General features: G+C 64.2%; 14 protein-coding genes. 7 read left to right on the top strand and 7 right to left on the bottom strand.

Translation table 11 applies throughout. The features are described 5' to 3' along the window. A partial coding sequence (locus K1X71_15960) for a hypothetical protein (GenBank protein MBX7074639.1) occupies positions 1–608 on the top strand: 608 nt, incomplete at its 5' end. Positions 609–657: 49 nt separating this feature from the next. Here K1X71_15960 and glpK read toward each other — a convergent pair. Both glpK and K1X71_15950 read right to left on the bottom strand, forming a co-directional pair. Continuing rightward, on the bottom strand, positions 658–2,166 hold the full coding sequence (gene glpK / locus K1X71_15955; GenBank protein ID MBX7074638.1) for a glycerol kinase GlpK: 1,509 nt from the start codon (positions 2,164–2,166) through the stop codon (positions 658–660). Positions 2,167–2,219: 53 nt separating this feature from the next. Continuing rightward, on the bottom strand, positions 2,220–3,035 hold the full coding sequence (locus tag K1X71_15950; protein ID MBX7074637.1) for an MIP family channel protein: 816 nt from the start codon (positions 3,033–3,035) through the stop codon (positions 2,220–2,222). A gap of 301 nt (positions 3,036–3,336) precedes the next feature. Here K1X71_15950 and K1X71_15945 point away from each other — a divergent pair, with 301 nt between their 5' ends. Further along, positions 3,337–3,729 (top strand): hypothetical protein, encoded by a 393-nt coding sequence (locus tag K1X71_15945; protein ID MBX7074636.1) that lies wholly within the window; start codon positions 3,337–3,339, stop codon positions 3,727–3,729. A 39-nt stretch (positions 3,730–3,768) separates the two neighbouring features. Here K1X71_15945 and K1X71_15940 read toward each other — a convergent pair whose 3' ends face one another. Both K1X71_15940 and K1X71_15935 read right to left on the bottom strand, forming a co-directional pair. Beyond that, a complete protein-coding gene (locus K1X71_15940; GenBank protein ID MBX7074635.1) occupies positions 3,769–4,326 on the bottom strand; it encodes a sugar O-acetyltransferase in 558 nt (185 codons plus the stop codon). Positions 4,327–4,349: 23 nt separating this feature from the next. Beyond that, a complete protein-coding gene (locus tag K1X71_15935; GenBank protein MBX7074634.1) occupies positions 4,350–4,817 on the bottom strand; it encodes a hypothetical protein in 468 nt (155 codons plus the stop codon). Between the two features lie 293 nt (positions 4,818–5,110). Here K1X71_15935 and K1X71_15930 point away from each other — a divergent pair, with 293 nt between their 5' ends. The 5 genes from K1X71_15930 to K1X71_15910 all read left to right on the top strand — a co-directional run bounded on the left by K1X71_15930 (position 5,111) and on the right by K1X71_15910 (position 13,853). Continuing rightward, positions 5,111–8,218 (top strand): PSD1 and planctomycete cytochrome C domain-containing protein, encoded by a 3,108-nt coding sequence (locus K1X71_15930; GenBank protein MBX7074633.1) that lies wholly within the window; start codon positions 5,111–5,113, stop codon positions 8,216–8,218. A 5-nt stretch (positions 8,219–8,223) separates the two neighbouring features. Next, on the top strand, positions 8,224–9,693 hold the full coding sequence (locus K1X71_15925; GenBank protein ID MBX7074632.1) for a DUF1501 domain-containing protein: 1,470 nt from the start codon (positions 8,224–8,226) through the stop codon (positions 9,691–9,693). 42 nt (positions 9,694–9,735) lie between these two features. Further along, the gene (locus K1X71_15920) at positions 9,736–10,986 is read left to right on the top strand and encodes a glycoside hydrolase (protein ID MBX7074631.1); all 1,251 of its coding nucleotides are present in this window, start codon (positions 9,736–9,738) and stop codon (positions 10,984–10,986) included. 40 nt (positions 10,987–11,026) lie between these two features. Continuing rightward, the gene (locus K1X71_15915; GenBank protein MBX7074630.1) at positions 11,027–11,521 is read left to right on the top strand and encodes a hypothetical protein; all 495 of its coding nucleotides are present in this window, start codon (positions 11,027–11,029) and stop codon (positions 11,519–11,521) included. Between the two features lie 238 nt (positions 11,522–11,759). Continuing rightward, on the top strand, positions 11,760–13,853 hold the full coding sequence (locus K1X71_15910) for a neutral/alkaline ceramidase (GenBank protein MBX7074629.1): 2,094 nt from the start codon (positions 11,760–11,762) through the stop codon (positions 13,851–13,853). Here the strand turns inward: K1X71_15910 and K1X71_15905 are convergent. The 3 genes from K1X71_15905 to K1X71_15895 form a co-directional block, all read right to left on the bottom strand. Further along, complete coding sequence (locus tag K1X71_15905; GenBank protein MBX7074628.1) at positions 13,816–15,570, bottom strand: hypothetical protein; 1,755 nt, start codon at positions 15,568–15,570, stop codon at positions 13,816–13,818. The two genes, K1X71_15910 and K1X71_15905, sit on opposite strands and share 38 nt — an antisense overlap. 361 nt (positions 15,571–15,931) lie before the next feature. Further along, on the bottom strand, positions 15,932–16,237 hold the full coding sequence (locus tag K1X71_15900; GenBank protein MBX7074627.1) for a putative addiction module antidote protein: 306 nt from the start codon (positions 16,235–16,237) through the stop codon (positions 15,932–15,934). 232 nt (positions 16,238–16,469) lie between these two features. Beyond that, positions 16,470–17,582, bottom strand: coding sequence for a hypothetical protein (locus K1X71_15895; protein MBX7074626.1), 1,113 nt, complete (start codon positions 17,580–17,582; stop codon positions 16,470–16,472). Positions 17,583–17,651 lie beyond the last annotated feature (69 nt).

The raw sequence follows: 17,651 nt of genomic DNA, 5'->3' as shown, positions 1-17,651 counted from the left end.
CGATGGCGCCGCCGCAACAACCGCCGTATGGCGTCGCGCCCCCCACTGGGCCTACCGGTTACGCCGGAGCGCCGCCGCAGCCGGCGGCGAGTCCTTACGCTCAACAGCCACCGGTCGCTCCGGGCGGGGCGATGCAGCCGGCGAGTTACGCTCCGCCGCAGGCGCCGCAGTATGGCGCGGCAGCGCCGACGGGACCGGTTGGTCCGCAACCGGGCGTTGCGCCTCCGGGCATGACGGGTCCGGCGGCGGCCGCTCCCGCGCAGCAACCCTTGGGGCTGGATGGCTACTGCGCCGTGACGCTGTGCGAGAAGCATCAATGGGTGGCGGGCAACCGCGAGTGGGGCGTGGAGTATCGCGGGCGCATCTATCTGTTCGCCACGCCCGAGGCGAAGCAGAAGTTTTGGGACAACCCGGATCGTTTCGCGCCGGTGGCCTCGGGAGTGGACCCGGTGCTGGCGATCGAGCAAGGTCGCGACGTGCCGGGCCAGCGGGCGCATGGCGTGTTCTTTGAGAACCGCATTTACCTGTTCGCCGACGAGGCCTCGCTGGACAAGTTCCGGCAGGCGCCGGATCGCTACGCGGCGGAGATCGTGCAAGCCCGGCGATAGTTGAAGTTAGCGCGTCAGGCGGTGGCGGGCGGCAGATCATTGCGCAGCGCTAGCTTGCGCTCGGCTCTTCCCAGGCCAGGGAGCGCTCGACGGCGCGCTTCCAACCAGCATAGAGGCGATCTCGCGTTTCTGGCGGCATGTGGGGCCAAAAGCGGCGATCGAGCGCCCAGTTGCGCTCGATATCTCGCTGGTCGTTCCAGTAGCCCACCGCCAGCCCGGCCAGATAGGCCGCGCCCAGCGCGGTGGTTTCGCTGACGGTGGGGCGGACCACATCGACACCGAGCAGGTCGGTCTGCATTTGCATCAAGGCGTTGTTCACGCTGGCGCCGCCATCGACCTTGAGCTCGGCCAGCGGCAGGCCCGAGTCTTTTTGCATGGCCTCGACCAGATCGCGGGTTTGGTAGGCCATGCTGTCGACCGCGGCGCGGGCCAGATGCCCGGCCGTTGTGCCGCGGGTGAGGCCGATGATCAGTCCACGGGCATACTGGTCCCAATACGGGGCGCCAAGGCCGACGAAGGCGGGGACGAAGTAGACGCCGCCGGAGTCGCTGACGGTCTCGGCCAGTTGTTCGACCTCCGACGAGTGCTTGATGATGCCCAGGCCGTCGCGGAGCCACTGCACCACGGCGCCGGCGATGAAGACGGCGCCTTCGAGGCAGTAGGTCACCTTGCCGTCGATGCCCCAGCCGATGGTGGTGAGCAGATTATTTTTCGATTCGATCGGCGCTTCGCCGGTGTTCATGAGGATGAAGCAGCCGGTGCCGTAGGTGTTTTTGGCGGCGCCGGGCTGGAAGCAGGCCTGGCCAAAGGTGGCGGCCTGTTGATCGCCGGCGCAGCCCGCGATGGGGATGGGGGCGCCAAACCACTCGGCGTCGGTCTGGCCATAGACTTCGCTCGACGCGCGGACCTCGGGGAGCATGACGCGGGGGATATCGAGCAGGCGCAGCAGCTCGTCGTCCCAGTCGAGGGTGTGGATGTTGTAGATCAGCGTGCGGCTGGCGTTGCTGTAATCGGTGACGTGGACGCGTCCGCCGGTGAGGCGCCAGATGAGAAAGGTGTCGATGGTGCCGAAGAGGATTTCGCCCGACTGGGCGCGGGCCCGCAAGCCGGGGATGGTGTCGAGCAGGTGCTTGATTTTGGTGCCGGAGAAGTAGGCATCGACGACGAGGCCGGTCTTTTGGCGGAAGGTGTCGGCGTGGCCGTCGCTGCGGAGCTTATCGCAGATGCCGGCGCTGACTCGACTTTGCCAGACGATGGCGTTGGCGACCACGCGGCCGGTGCCGCGCTCCCAGAGGACGGTGGTTTCGCGCTGATTGGTGATGCCGATGCCGGCGACCTGCTCGGCGCGGAGGCCCGCCTTCTGCAGCGCCTGGCGGGCAACGGTGAGTTGCGAGTTCCAGATTTCCTCGGGGTCGTGCTCGACGTGGCCGGGCGTGGGGAGTATCTGGCGGAACTCCTGCTGCGCGACAGCGGCGATCGAGGCATCGCGGCCAAAGAGGATGGCGCGGCTCGAAGTGGTGCCTTGATCGAGGGCGAGGATGTATTTGTCGTCGGACATGGCGTGCTTTCCTGGGGAGCGCAACCGGGCGAACGGATGTGGATTTGGCTTTTTCAGTCTCGGCTGTCGATGCGGCCGATGTCTCCCGGTTCGACGGCCGGATGATGCCAGCCGATGAAGACTTCGTAGATGAGACCGCCGACCGCGCCGCCGATCATGGGGCCGGCGATGGGAATCCACCACCAGCCATCGCTGGCGCGGAAGACGCCGCCGCCCCAACCGGCGACCGCGGTGAAGAGTCGCGGGCCAAAGTCGCGAGCCGGGTTGATGGCGTAGCCGGCGTTGTAGCCGAAGGTCATGCCGATGAGCGCGACCAGCGTGCCAGCGGTGAGAGGACCGAGCCAGGCGGGGGGGGCGTTGTTGCGTTGGTCTCCCAGCGCGAAGGTGACGCCGACGAACAGCGCGGCGCCGACGATCTGATCGACGAGTCCGCCCGGCACGTTGCTCAGATAGCCGCGGGCGTTGGGGTAGGTGGCCCAGATGCCGGCGGTGCCTTTGGGGCCTTCGATCTGGCGTTGGCCGCCGTCGTGGTAGTCGAGGGCTTCGTGATAGGTGACAAACACCAGGGACGAGGCGACAAAGGCGGCGGCCACCTGCGTGACGATGAAGGGAGCGACCTTGGCCCAGGAGAAGCCGCGAAACAGGGCCAGGGCGAGCGTGACCGCGGGATTGAGATGGGCGCCGGAGACGCCACCGGCGACATAGATGCCCATCGCCACGGCCAGCCCCCAACCGAAGTTGATGGAGAGATACGTGCCGAACTCGCCCGTGCCGAGGACGACCTGGGCGACGACGGCGACGCCAAAGGTGACCAGGACCAGCGTGCCGAGAAACTCGGCGGCCAACTCTCGCCAAAGGGTGGTGCGCATGTTGCGACTCTCCGGTAAGTAAGCGGCGAACAACGATTGCGATCGAGCGATGAGCCAGATTGTGCAGTGCGCCGGGAGTTGAGGCAAACAGAAATGAGGGGAGAGGCAGAATGGCGCAACATGGCGGCGCGGCTCAACGTCGTCGGCCAGGTGTACGACGCGGACTTGAGGCTCGTTTGGTAGAGTGGCGAGCATGGGACGCAGGGCCGGAATCAGCCAACCCTGTTTCTGATTTGCCATTGGAATCCACCCAAGCGACACAATGGACGAATTTCCCTTTTCAGACCAGGAGTGGTTGCGCGTGCGCGAAGCGACCAATGCTGTGCTGGTCGCCACGTTAGCTGACGACGTCGTGCTGCGCCAGTCGCTGATGAGCGAACTTGAAGAAGTCTTGGAGGCTCTACGTAGTCGACATGGCGAACATCCGGTGCTGCTGGAGACCGTCGCCGATTTTCAGGATTCACCGACCATTCAAGTCGAACTCTACCGGGCGGCGCTCAAGTTGGCAGAGCAGAACCAGTTGCCGACTCGCTCGATTCGAATATCACTTGCGCGCGTGCTGCTTGAGGATTTTGACGAGGCGAGCGCTGCCGCAGCCGAACTGATGGCCTGTGAGAGAGAAATGCGAACCGATGCAGATGCAAGCGAACTGGCCGAGTGGTCGAAATTGTTGGGCCAGTGCGATGGTCGGTGATTCGTATACGCACTTCGCCTAGCCACGAGCAGCGCGTGGCTACCGTTCGATGGCGCGGATGACGCGGCAGGGGTTGCCGGCGGCGAAGACGTCGGCCGGCAGATCGCGCGTGACGACGCTGCCGGCGCCAACCACCGTGCGTGCGCCGATGCGCACGCCGGGGCAGATGATGGCGCCGCCGCCGACCCAGACATCGGCGCCGATCTCGACGGGGCGGCCCGACTCTTGCTGGCGGCGGAGCGCGGCGTTCAACGGGTGCGTGGCGGCGTAAATCTGGACGGCGGGGCCGAACATGGTGAAATCGCCGATGGTCACCCGACAGACGTCGAGCACGACACAGTTGAAGTTGAAATAGACGCGCTCGCCCAGATGGATGTTGGCGCCATAGTCGCAATGGAACGGCGGTTCGAGCCAGACCGAATCTCCGCCGGCGGCGAAGAGCGATTGCAAGATTTTTCGACGCTCGTCAGTTTGCGCCGGGCGCGTGGCGTTCAGGTCGTGGCACAGGTCGCGAGCGCGCAGGCGGGCGGCGGCAAGTTCGGGGTCGAGCGGGTCGTACGGCTCGCCCGCGAGCATGAGTTCGCGTTGGGAGGGCATGGGGGGCTCGCTTTCAAGGCGGCTCAGGCGATCAGGTCAATGCCTGGCGCCGCGTCTTGCAGGCGCTCCATTGTAGCCACGGCGCCGCGGAGGCGATCGGCTTCGTCGTAGTTGCGGCGCCAGAGGGCGCCCTCGATGCCGCGACGCGCTTTCTCGATGAAGTCGACTCGCTCGGTGTCAGTGGCGAGGTCGACTGATTGACCTGTCTCGACGGACATCTTGAGCGTCATGCCGATGAAGGGTGTGCTTTCGTCAAGCGACATGGCGCCGCCACGGATCTGCTCGTTGACCCAGTCGAACATCTCCTGCCGAGTCATGCGGGTGAAATCGACAGCCGCGGGGTTACCCGCCGTGGCATTGGGCGCATCGCCGAGCGGCGCCGAGCCGAGCAGTTCCGCGGCGGGGGCGTGCTTGTCCTTGCGCTGCATGGCCGATTGGGCGCCCGAGAATTGTGGAAAGACGAGAGACTTGGCGTCGGCGCCGACTCGCATACGCGACCTGTGCCTTTCTGATTCGTGAGGGGCTCCGATCGGCAACCATTGCCGCACGGAACCGGCGAGATCTGCCGCGCGGCCAGCGGCGGACCATGCCACTCGGCAAAAACCGCGAAAGCGTTGCGTCCCGAGCGGCAGAGCGAACGTGAGCGGTTGATCTGCGAGGCAAGTGGCGTGCCAGATGCAGCTTGGGGCGCGAAATGCGGGGCGAACTATTGGCAATCCGCGCTAATGGTTGTGTAAACTAGGGTTCTGCCCTGTGATGCCCTACCGGATGAAGGGTCCCGCCTATGTTGCGCCCCGCCGTTTGGATTGGACGATTCTCTGCGTTTGGCTGGCTGGTTGGCCTGGTGGCCTGGACCGGCGCCGCGGAACCGCTCGATTTCAATCGCGATATTCGGCCCATCTTGTCGAACGCGTGCTTCAAGTGTCACGGCTTCGACGCTCCGCAGCGGCAGGCCGAGTTACGGCTCGACACGCTGGCCGGGGCGACCGCCGAGTTGCCGTCTGGGATGCGGGCGATCGTGCCGGGCAAGAGCGGCGAAAGCGAACTGGTGTCGCGCGTCCGCTCGACGGACGCGAGTGTGAAGATGCCTCCGCCCGACAGCGGCAAAACGCTGACGGCCGAGCAGGTGGAACTGCTGGCGCGGTGGGTCGACGAAGGGGCGCCATACGCGGAGCATTGGTCGCTGACCAAGATCGAGCGTCCGGCGCAGCCAGCGGTGCAGAAGCCGGAATGGGTCGCCAACCCAATCGACGCGTTCATTTTGGCGCGGTTGGAGAAGGAAGGTCTGGCGCCATCGCCCGCGGCCGACAAGGTGACGTTGCTGCGGCGGGTGACGCTCGACCTGACGGGCCTGCCGCCGACACTGGCGGAGGTCGACGCGTTTTTGGCGGACGACTCGCCGGAGGCGTACGCCAAGCTGGTCGATCGACTGCTGGCCTCGCCGCGCTACGGCGAGCATATGGCGCGGTATTGGCTGGATGAGGCGCGCTACGGCGACACGCATGGGTTGCACCTGGACAACGAGCGCTCGATGTGGCTGTATCGCGATTGGGTGATCAACGCTTTCAACAGCAACCTGCCGTTCGATCAATTCACGGTGGAGCAGTTGGCGGGCGATCTATTGCCTAACGCCACGCAGGAGCAGCGGATCGCCAGCGGCTTCAATCGCTGCAACGTGTCGACGGGGGAAGGAGGCTCGATCGACGACGAAGTGTTGGTGCGCTACGCGGTGGATCGGACCGAAGCGATGTCGACAGTGTGGTTGGGGATGACGCTGGGCTGCGCGGTGTGCCACGACCACAAGTTTGATCCGGTGACGCAGAAGGAGTTTTATCAGCTTTACGCGTTCTTCAACTCGGCGGCCGACGCGGCGATGGACGGCAATCAATTGCTGCCGCCGCCGATGATCAAGGCCCCCACGCCGGAGCAGGTGGAGCAGCAGCGCTCGCTCGACGCGGAACTGGCGCAGGCGAACGAGCAAATGCAGGGGGCGCTGGCGAAGATTGAATACCACGAGCCGGCCGGCGCCAGCCTGGTGGTGAATCAGCCTCACGAGTTTGTGTGGATTGAGGACGCGCTGCCGGCCGGGGGCAAGCCATCGGCCACTGATGCGGGTTGGCAATTTGTGTCGCAGCTTGATCGACCGGTGTATAGCGGCGAGCGCGCGACGATCCGGCAGGCCAAGGGTTTGAGCCAGCACTACTTTTTGGAGGCGAACCCGGGCCTCAAGATCGGCGAGGGGGATCGACTGTTTGCTTATGTCTATTTGGACCCCAGCGATCCGCCCAAGTCGATCATGTTGCAGTTCAACGATGGCCAGTGGGACCATCGCGCGTTTTGGGGAGAAGACGTCATCCCGTTTGGCGAGTCGGGCACGCCGAACAAATTGCCGATGGGTGGCCTGCCGGTGCGCGGGCAGTGGGTGCGTCTGGAGGTGGAGGCGGCCAAGGTGGGACTCAAGCCGGGGAGCGTGCTCAACGGCTGGGCCTTTACGCAGCACGATGGCACCGTGCTGTGGGACCGCGCGGGGATCGTGACGCGCACGCCGCAGGCGGGGCAGTATTTTGATTCGCTGGCGGCCTGGGAGGCGGCCGAACGGGCACAAGGGACCAGCACACTGCCCAAGGAAGTGCGCGAGGCGGTAATGGTCGAGTCTGGCAAACGAACGCCGGAGCAGACCGCGCTGGTGCGAGCGCACTTTTTTGAGCACTTTCATGCCGGCACGCGCGAGCAGCTTGCGCCGCTGCGACAAAAGATCGACGACGTGAACAAGCGCGTGGCGGAACTGGACGCGGCCGTGCCACGGACGATGGTGATGGCCAACCTGGAGAAGTCGCGCGAGGCGTTTGTGTTGATACGGGGCGCGTACGACAAGAAGTCGGACAAGGTCGAGCCAGGGACGCCGGCGATCTTGCCGCCGATGCCGGCCGACGCGCCGCGCAACCGGTTGGGGCTGGCGCGGTGGCTCGTCGATCCGGCGCATCCGCTGCCGGCGCGCGTGACGGTGAATCGGTACTGGCAACAATATTTTGGGGTGGGCATTGTAAAGACCGCCGAGGATTTTGGCTCGCAGGCCGAATGGCCCTCGCATCTCGATCTGCTGGACTGGCTGGCGGCGGAGTTCATCGAGAGTGGTTGGAATGTCAAACATTTGCAAAAGCTGATCGTCACCTCCAGCGCCTATCGGCAATCGTCGAAGACGACGGCGGAGTTGGTGGCGCGCGATCCGGAGAATCGGCTCGTCGCGCGGGGACCACGCTATCGGGTTGACGCGGAGGTGGTGCGCGACATCGCCTTGGCGACGAGTGGCCTGTTGGTGGAGAAAGTGGGGGGCAAGAGCGTCAAGCCGTATCAGCCCGAGGGATTGTGGGAGACGGTCGGCTTCATCGGCAGCAACACGCGCGATTTCAAGCGGGATAGTGGCGAGGCGCTGTACCGGCGCAGCATGTACACATTTTGGAAGCGGACCTGTCCGCCGCCCTCGCTGACGGCGTTCGACGCGCCGTCGCGGGAGACGTGCACGGTGCGGCGGGCGCGGACCAACACGCCGCTCCAGGCGCTGGCGCTCATGAACGACGTGCAATTTGTGGAGACATCGCGGGCGCTGGCCACGCGGATGATGAAAGAAGGGGGCGCCGCGCCGGCGGAACGGGCGGCTTTTGGCTGGCGGCTGGCGACCGCGCGTGTGCCGGAGAGCGACGAATTGGCGGTGCTGGTCGGCATGTATGAAAAGCAGTTGGGCGAGTTTCGCGCCGACGCCGAGGCCGCCAAGCAATTGCTGGCGGTGGGCGAATCGAAGCGCGACGAGGCGCTCGACCCGGCCGAGCACGCCGCCTGGACGATGGTGGCCAACCTGATCTTGAACCTCGACGAAACGATCACCAAGGAATAGCCGACATGGATCCGCGCCGAGAGAATGCACTGGCGGAAACGCGGCGCTACTTTTTTGGCCGCATGGCCGCTGGCCTGGGCGCCGCCGCGCTGGGGAGCGTGGTCAATCCGCAACTCTTTGCGGGGGACGCCTCGCCCCCCGATCCGTTGGCCTCGCTGGGCGCGCTGCCGCAATTGCACAAGGCGCCCAAGGCGAAGCGCGTGATCTGGCTGTTCATGGCCGACGCCCCCTCGCAGCTTGATCTGTTCGATTACAAACCGAAGTTGGGAGAGTTCTTCGACAAGGACCTGCCCGACTCGGTGCGGATGGGGCAGCGGATCACCACGATGACCTCCGGGCAGAAGCGGCTGCCGGTGGCGCCGTCGCTATTTCAGTTTAGCCAGCACGGCAAGTCGGGGGCGTGGCTGAGCGAGTTGCTGCCGAATCATCGCGAGATCGTCGACGACATCACCATCGTCAAGTCGATGCACACCGAGGCGATCAATCACGACCCGGCGATCACCTACATTCAAACGGGGAGCCAGTTGCCGGGGCGGCCCAGCGCGGGGGCCTGGGTGTCGTATGGCATTGGCAGCCCCAGCCAGGACTTGCCGGCGTTTGTGGTGCTGCATTCCAAATGGTCGGCTAAGGCGGGGACGCAGGCGTTGTTTTCGCGGCTGTGGGGCTCTGGCTTTTTGCCCACCAAGCACCAAGGGGTGGCGCTGCGCTCCAGCGGCGACCCGGTGTTGTATTTGTCGAATCCGCCCGGTGTGACTCCCGACCGGCGACGGCAAATGTTGGATGGGCTGGCCACGCTCAACGAAAAACATCAGGCCGTGTATGGCGATCCGGAGATCGCCACGCGCATCGCGCAGTACGAAATGGCCTTCAAGATGCAGACCTCGGTGCCCGAGTTGGCCGACATCTCGGGCGAGCCGCAGAGCGTGCTCGATCTGTACGGGCCAGAGGCGACGCAGCCGGGGACGTTTGCCTACAACTGCCTGCTGGCGCGGCGGTTGGCGGAGCGTGGGGTGCGGTTCACGCAGGTGTTTATTCGCGGCTGGGACCATCACAACAACCTGCCCGAGAACATCCGGCTGATGTCGAAAGACATTGATCGCGGCTGCATGGCGCTCATCAAAGATTTGAAGCAGCGGGGGATGCTCGACGAGACGCTGGTGATCTGGGGAGGGGAGTTCGGGCGGACGATCTACAGCCAAGGGACGTTGACCAAGGACAACTACGGTCGCGATCATCACCCGCGCAACTTCACCATGTGGCTGGCGGGGGGAGGCGTGAAAGGGGGGCTGGTGTACGGCGAGACCGACGACTTCAGCTACAACATCACCGACAAGCCGGTGCATATTCACGATCTGAACGCCACGATCATGCACCTGTTGGGGATCGACCACGAGCGGCTGACGTACCGCTTTCAGGGGCGCGACTTCCGGTTGACCGACGTGCATGGGCAGGTGGTGCATGACATTCTGGCGTAGTTCGATCTGGCGCGCTGGGGAGAGATAGTGGACCGAAAGCCGATGCGACTTTGTTTGGCGGTTTTGTTTTTTGGCGCTGGTGGGTTAGCGCTTGCCGGCGAACTGGGCACTGGCACGCGGCTCGAGTTGGTGGAGCGGCGGCGACTGGAAGCAGCGTCTGGGCTGACGAACGCGATTTACGTTTCGCCGACAGAGCGCCACTTATTGGCGGCGGGGGGCTTTTCGGCCGACAACGGCCAAACCTGGGAGAAGATCGACCCATTCACCCGGTTCGACGGCAAGCTGCCGTTTGGATACCGCCGCGAGATCGCCACACGCTTTTACGACCCGGAGGAGAATTGCGTGGTGGCGATCATCAACGCCATGGACACGCCGGGCGTTGATCCCGCGGCCATCGAACCGCCCGTGGCGCTGAATACGTATTACCTGCGCTATCGCGTATCGACCGATGGCGGCCGCAGCTATGTCTGCGACGAACCGATTGTGACCGAAGGGCACACCGCGCAGAATCCGATCGACGGGGTCTGGGTCGGGAAGAACGCCCTCTTCATGGGGGACGCGGGTTCGCAGGTATTGCGCACGCGGGAGGGGAAGCTTCTCGTGCCCGCGCAAGCGTGCCTGCTGGGCGCCGATGGCGAGTTGTCGTCTCCGGGGGGAGGATTCACCTACACCGACGCGGTGACGCTGATCGGCGAGTGGTCCGGCAACCGGCGTTTGAAGTGGCGGGCGGCGCAGCGCGTCGAGGCCGACCCCGCGCGGAGCACGCGTGGGATGATCGAACCGACGCTGGCCGAGATGCCCGACGGACGTATTTTGATGGTGCTGCGAGGCAGCAATGGGGGGACAAAGGATCCGGATTACCAGTTGGCTGGACATCGCTGGCAGGCCGTCTCGGAGGATGGAGGAGAGCATTGGTCGACGCCCGAGCCGTGGCGCTACGATGATGGCGAAGCGTTCTTTTCGCCGAGCAGCATGTCGCAGTTGCTGGCGCATTCGAGCGGGCGCTATTTTTGGATTGGCAACATCTGTCCCGCCAACCCCCAAGGGAACAGCCCACGCTGGCCATTGGTCATCGGCGAGGTGGATTCGCGCTCGTTGCGGCTCGTGCGGTCGAGCGTGATCGAGATCGACACCCGCCGGGACGACGACACCGATGGGGTGGAGCTGTCGGCGCACGCGGCGGCGTTTGAGGACCGCGCGACGGGGGACATTGTGCTGGCGATGCAGCGTTACACGGGGGGCTACAAGAGCAGCCAGCCGTTCGTCTATCGCATCGGGCTACGCGGCGACTGAGGCAGCGGGCGATCGCCAGTTGCTAACGGGAGTCGCTGAGATGACGCCAAGATTCGAGCACTCCGACCTGGATGGCCAGTTGAACCAGTTGTTGGGGCGAGGGCTGTTGGAGATACGCGATCCGAACGACGGGTTTTTGCCCGACCTGCTGGGGATGTCGCGAAACCAGGTGGTGTTGGTGGATGGCATTGTGTACGCGCGGCGGATACCACGCGGCGAGACGCCGCGCGAAAACCCATTGCACCCGCGCTGCGCGGACAGCTACCGAGGGATTTATTGCCTGTCGCAGTTTCGACCAGATCCCTATTGGAATTTGGATTTGATCCTTGCGTTTCGCGAACACCTTGCGGCCGGCTGGCCACAGATTGCCACGCGCGGCTCGCAAACGCTGCGTTATGAACCGGCCACTATCCAGGTCATTTTGGCGGATTGCCCGCAAATGTTGACCTGCCCCGATTGCGGCGATCTGATTGAGAGCGATTCGGTCGACTCCGTGCCGGAAGGGCGTGTCTGCCACGACTGCGGGGGCGTCTGACGAGTGGCTGGTTCGGAGCCGACTGGCGAACGAAACTTTGACGACACGGCGCCGCTACTGTGTTGGACGCTGAAGCGGCAGCGCGAGCGCGACGGCGTGTGGGGCGATATTTGACGGAGTCAACCACACGTTTGACCGAATGGCGCATCGCACGTACGGGCGCAAATCGCTGAGATTTACATCCATTCGACCGCGTACCGCCAGAGACGTTTACAACCACCGACGGGAATCGATGCATATGAAGCGAATCATCTTGGCGGCGCTGGGCGCGGCCTGTTTGACAGCGGCGGCACGTGGCGACGAATACCTGATTGGCCGCGGGAAAGGGGACATCACGTTGCCGGTGTGGGGCATTCAGATGCTCGGTTACGTGCATCCGCAGCAGGTGGGGGAGGGATTGCGCCAGCGGCAGTACGCGCGGACGTTCGTGATCGCCAGCGCCGCGGACGACACGCGGTTGGCGTACACCACCTGCGAAGTGGCCTTCCTCACGCACACGGTGAAGTTGGCGGTGCTGGAGCGACTGCGAGAGAAACTGGGGGATCGATACGGGCACGCCAATTTGATCCTGGCGGGGACGCACACCCACGGCACGCCGGGGGGATACCATCATCATCTTTCGATCAGCGCGCTGGGCGGAGAGTTTTTTCCACAGGCGTTCGACGCGCTGGTCGACGGCATCGTGGAGTCGGTGCTGGCCGCCGACGCCGATCTGAAGCCGGGCCGCATCTTGCTGGCGCAGGGAGACGTGCCGGAGGCCAGCGCCAATCGCTCGGCGGTGGCGTATCGCAACAACCCGGAGGCGGAGCGAAAGCAGTACTCCAGCGCGGTCGACACGCGAATGACGCTGCTCAAGTTTGAGCGCGCGGAGGGCGCGATTGGACTGCTGAACTGGTTTGCCGTGCATCCCACGTCGGTGAACTTTTATTACAAACTGACCACCAGCGACAACAAGGGATACGCGGCCGAGGTCGTCGAGCGGGCGTTGACGGGGGATCAGCCGGGCGCGGCGCCGTTTGTGGCGGCATACGCCAATTCCAACAGCGGCGATGTGACGCCGAATTTGAATCTCGACGCGACTGGTCCGGGCCAGACCGACCTGGAAAGTTGCGCAATTATTGGCCAGCGTCAGGCGGACGCGGCGCTGCGGTTGTTTAGGTCGGCCCAAGAAGAATCGGCCCTGGAAGAATTGACTGGACCCATTGAAGTGCGGCACACCTTTGTTGATTTTTCAAAGGTGGTCGTGGCGGACGAGTTCACCGGCGCGGGGGAGCAGAGCACGGCGCCTTCTGCCTGGGGATATTCCTTTGCCGCGGGGAGCGACGCGGAGGGGGGCGGGCACAGCCTGTTCAAGGAGGGAATGACTCAATCCGATCCGGCGATTGATTCGGTGCTGCGGCTAGTAGTGCCCAAGGCGAAGCCGACCCCTGAGCTGATCGAACGGCAAAAGCCGAAGGCCATTTTGATCGCCACTGGCTCAACGCGTCCGCCGATGCACGAGCAGATTGTGCCGCTGGCGGTGGCGCGGATTGGCCAATTGGCGCTGGTGATCGGTCCGGCCGAATTCACCACGATGAGCGGGCGACGGTTTCGCGCGGCGGTGGGGCGCGAACTGGGGATTGATCCGCGTTATGTGGTGGTGGCGGGCTACGCCAACGACTTTGCCGGGTACGTGACGACCTGGCACGAATACCAGTTGCAGCAGTACGAAGGAGGGCACACGCTGTTTGGACCGTGGAGCGAGGCGGCGTATCGACAAGAATTCGTCAAGCTGGCTCGCGCGCTCAAGGCTCATGAGCCGGTGGAGACGGCCGTCGCGCCGACCGATATGCGCACGCTGAGCTATCGCAAGACCATGCTAGATGGACCCGACGAGCGCACGCCGAGCGGCGCGAAGTTTGGCGACATCGTCGCGTCGCCGCGAGCCAAATACACGGCGGGCGAAGCGATCAGCGCCACGTTTTGGACCGGTAGTCCGGTGAACGAATACGATCGGCACGACACGTTTCTGGCGATTGAACGCCTGACGAAGGCGCCCGACACTTGGGAAGCGGCCGATGACGTCAGCGATTGGACCACCACGGCCAAGTGGGAGCCGATCTTGGCCAACGGCAAGCCCAAGCCCAGCAAGCCGCCACGGAACAACCTGCTGGACCTGGCGCCGCCGCGCTACTCGGCCAAGCCCGATCCGTTTCAGGTGACCATCACCTGGGAGTCGCCAGCCGACGCGAAGCCGGGCATCTATCGCATCGCACACTTTGGCCGCTGCAAGAAAGCGGGGAGCGTGCGGCGCTTCACCGCGCGGACTGAGCCATTTGAGATTGGCCGATAGAACCGGATTGCAGAAGCGCTGGCGAGGCAGCAGCGGTCGCCATGGTGGCGGCGTGCAAGCGCATGATGCGGGCAAGTTCGGCAATGGCGAGATCGTCGCTTTGCAGATCGGAATGTCGCGCCGGCACGAAGAGTTCGCTCTCGACGCCTGCCAGGCGCGCGCTGGCGACGGTGACCACGCCGTCGCTGGGGCCTTCGACGGGGGTGACTCCGCCCGTGCCGATAATGGAATGGGTTCGCACGTGGGGCGCGATCGGCATCTGGGCCAGCGCCGCGAGCAGGGGGCTGTCTGGTTCGAGCAGGTCGATGCTGGTGGGACGGCGATTCATCGTCCTTCCGCCGAAGACCAGCGGATTTTCGGCGACAAGCTGGGCGAATCGCTCATCGGCCGCCGACGGTCGGACCAGCGATGAGGCCATGCGCCCGATCACGCGGCGGGAAAGCACCGAGCCGCGATGCGGCGTGCCGACAAACACCACGCGCGCGACGCCGGGGGCTGGGTGAAAGAAGACCGCGCTGCTCAGCCGGGCGATGACTTCGGGATTGCCGCGCAACTCGCCGAATGAGCGCTGGGAGAGTTGTGACCAGATCCAGTCTTGCGAGTCGGAGATTTGCATCTTGGAGACCAGCCCCCCCATGCTGTGCCCGACGAGCAGGATGCGATCGAGCGCTGGGTCGTCGCCGGCGCTGTTGAACGACCGCTGCACGACGTGCAGCGCCGCACGGAGTTGAGCGGTCGATTCCAACAAAGCGCCGCCGGTGGGGTAGTGAAACCACCAGAACTGGAATTGGCGGTAGAGGTCGGGCTGTGCCCGTAGGTCGTTCACGGCGTCGACCCAGGTTTGCGGATCGGAGAGCAGACCGTGAACAAAGATGATGGGAATTTTGCCGGGTTGATACGGCTCCAGCATGTTCAGCCGGGGGGCGAACTCGGCCTCGCTCGGCTGGCGGAACTCGGCGAACCATTGCCGAGGATTCTCGGCCACATCGAAGGCCAGCGGCGCGGTGAGATCGCGCGCCAACTGGGCCATGCGCGGGCCGACCGGCGCGCGATCAAAGACGTGCGGATTGATGAGTTCAATGACGAACGGCTGGCCCGCGATTTCGGATGCGGTGTCTGTTGTCGGCGGGCCCATGTCGTCGCGCAGCAGCGCGGTAACGGCAAATGGCTGGCGCGGGCGGAGAAAAGGATCTGACTCGTCGGCCACGCGCATAGCGACCAGCGGGACGCCGATTCCGTGGTTCACGAAGCGGCGGCGAATGTCTTGATTGGGAAAGTCGCTTGCCAAACGCAACTCATTGAAATCGCCGGGGCGCCAGGCGAAACCGCGATAGAGGACCGGAACCTGCGATTGTCCGGCAGGCGTCCAGACGGTCAAACCAACCACGGGGTTGAACCGGCCGTGGCAGTGCGCGGCGATCAGCAGGCGGGACATGCTTTGCTGATAGACTTGCAATGCCACCGGCTGGCGCGGATCGGCGTCGAAGCCGACTTCGGCATGCGCCAGGTAGCGCCAGGCGGCGCTGGCCGCGCCGTAATAGGCGTCGACGCAAGTGGCCGAGCCCGCGTCTTCGAGTTCGAGCCCGCGATTCAAATCGGCGACCGCGGGACGAATGTCGATTGCCGTGCGGAACTCGGCAGCGGTTGGAACCAGCAGTTCCGCATCGCCAGGGGGCGGGAAAGGGAGAGGCTGCGTGGCAGGCTGAGCCACAGCCAAGGGGGCAATCCCAAGCGCTACGAGCGCGCTGGCGACTGGCCGTAGCCAAGGGCGCGCGATTTTGCTTCCTGCGAAACCAGGCACTGATCTGGTGCGCCTCGTGCGATTTGACGGGTGGGCTGATCGCAACCACCTGTCATGCGGAACGCGAGCGGCGTCATTGCCACCGGCATCGCAACTATACCACCCCATTGCGGGGCGCTAGGGCGCCAGCGGATTTCGGTCGCAGGTCGCGACGAATCGAGCGGCGATGGCCGGTTGACTGCTTGACTTCTTGAATGTGGCGCTTGGCGCGGTTGCAGCGGTGGCGAAGACTGACTGGCGCGAGGTGAACTTTCAAGGTAGCATGCGCGTGAGCGCGTCACTTCGCCGTTTCGACGGTGAGGCGCAGTCCAATTGCCTTGATGACGGCGGTTAAGGTGGAGAGTCGTGGGTTGCCTTTGGTCGAGAGCGCGCGGTAGAGGCTCTCGCGTTGGATGCCGGCCGCCTGGGCGACTTTGGCAATGCCCCCCTTGGTTTCGGCCAAATGTCGCAAGGCGATCAGCAGCACCTGCGGCTCATCCGATTCCTCCAGGGCAGCCTGAAGGTATTCGGCGGCATAGGCGGGGTTGTCTCGCAGTTCGCGAATGGTCGCCTCGTCGTGCGAAATACTGGCCTTGTGTTTCATCGCTGGCGCGTCCTTTCGCGCGTGCCCGGTGATCGGACAATTCTTGTACCCATTCGCCAAACGGATCTTTGCCGGACTCGGTGATATAGCGGCGAATTTCAACCATTTCCTGGCCATCGATTGTAACTTATAAATCACATGGCGGCCAGCGCGTTGCCGCGAAAAAAAAACGGCCGCCGACTCCTGATGGAACCGGCGGCCGCGAGGGTTGTGATGATCACTCTGTTAGGCGTTAGCCGGCCTGACGACGCCAGCCGTAGAAGGCCAGCGCCAAGAAACCGATGCCGAACGTGACCACGCTGGCCGGCTCGGGAATGATGAGGCCGTTACGCGAGACGGTGCCCACCAATTGGCCGCTCATGGCCATGTTCATGTTGACCAGGCTGGAAAAGATGCCCGAGAAAGAGCCGAGTCCGCTCAGATCGGGAATCGCGTTGAAGCTGACGGGCAACGTCAACTGCAACTTGTTGCCGGGGATGGTCGACAGCTTGCCGAGGCTGGCGTCTTCGTTGGCGACATTGACGCCGCTGAACTTGAAGCCCGTGCCGAGCGACAGCGTCAGGTCATACGGCCCGCCGAAGTTGAGCACATTGTAGCCAGTGACATTGATCAGATTGGGGATCTGCGCGTTGAGCGCGGAGGCCAAGCCTTGCAATGCCAAGTTATTGGCGGTGTACGACAAGTAGTCGCCGGCGCGGAGCACGGCGCCGATGGCGAAGTCGATGTCGCCGGAAAGGCTCAAGCCTAGTTGCGACGAATCGAAGGTGGTGTTGTTGGGGACGCCGCTGCGGGGAAGATAGCCCGGGCTGGTGACGTCGGCCACCACATTGCGCAGGGCCATGTTGACGACGACCGACTGGAACGCGCCGAAATCGATGGTGGAGAGGCCGGGGATGTTGAGGAACGACAGATCAATGGCGGGGATATCGATGCCAATCGGCGCATCAAGCTTGGCGCCGTAGTCGGCCGGGGCCAGCGCGCCAACGCCGCCGACGCCGGGAGCCAGATTGACTTTGATGCCGAACAGGCCAGACAGCTCGCTGGCATCGGCATTGCTTCCGCCCGGCAGGCTGATCGACGTGCCGGTGATGTCGGTCACGATGTTGCCGGAATACTTTGAGTTGAGGCTGCCGGTGGCCTGCTCACTGACTGACAAGGTGGTGCCAAAGATGTTGGCGTTCTTCACGTTCAGATTGATTGAGCTCTGACTGGTCGTCAGGGCGAACGTGACCGGGGAGGCCAGAGCGTGCGCGGAAGATAGCAGGGCGAGGCCCAGCGCGCACAAGGCGATGAACAACGTGGGTCGCTGGCGGGCTGCCGCTGCAGCCACTGTGTTGCGATTCACTAGCGTCTCCTCTTTGCTGTCGGTCCGAGTTGTCGCGGTCGCCCTCTGCAACCGCTACGAACTTGCAGA

The sequence above is a fragment of the Pirellulales bacterium genome (assembly GCA_019694455.1).
Taxonomy (GTDB): domain Bacteria; phylum Planctomycetota; class Planctomycetia; order Pirellulales; family JAEUIK01; genus JAIBBY01.
The sequence above is the reverse complement of the archived record's forward strand: the minus strand, read 5'-3'. Positions and strand labels throughout refer to the sequence as shown.

Bases quoted from the DNA above. Each gene is read 5' to 3' on its own strand.
- K1X71_15935 (MBX7074634.1), bottom strand. From the start codon at position 4,817: ATGCGAGTCGGCGCCGACGCCAAGTCTCTCGTCTTTCCACAATTCTCG.
- K1X71_15900 (MBX7074627.1), bottom strand. From the start codon at position 16,237: ATGAAACACAAGGCCAGTATTTCGCACGACGAGGCGACCATTCGCGAA.
- K1X71_15915 (MBX7074630.1), top strand. From the start codon at position 11,027: ATGACGCCAAGATTCGAGCACTCCGACCTGGATGGCCAGTTGAACCAG.
- K1X71_15925 (MBX7074632.1), top strand. From the start codon at position 8,224: ATGGATCCGCGCCGAGAGAATGCACTGGCGGAAACGCGGCGCTACTTT.
- glpK (MBX7074638.1), bottom strand. From the start codon at position 2,166: ATGTCCGACGACAAATACATCCTCGCCCTCGATCAAGGCACCACTTCG.
- K1X71_15950 (MBX7074637.1), bottom strand. From the start codon at position 3,035: ATGCGCACCACCCTTTGGCGAGAGTTGGCCGCCGAGTTTCTCGGCACG.
- K1X71_15910 (MBX7074629.1), top strand. From the start codon at position 11,760: ATGAAGCGAATCATCTTGGCGGCGCTGGGCGCGGCCTGTTTGACAGCG.
- K1X71_15930 (MBX7074633.1), top strand. From the start codon at position 5,111: ATGTTGCGCCCCGCCGTTTGGATTGGACGATTCTCTGCGTTTGGCTGG.
- K1X71_15940 (MBX7074635.1), bottom strand. From the start codon at position 4,326: ATGCCCTCCCAACGCGAACTCATGCTCGCGGGCGAGCCGTACGACCCG.
- K1X71_15920 (MBX7074631.1), top strand. From the start codon at position 9,736: ATGCGACTTTGTTTGGCGGTTTTGTTTTTTGGCGCTGGTGGGTTAGCG.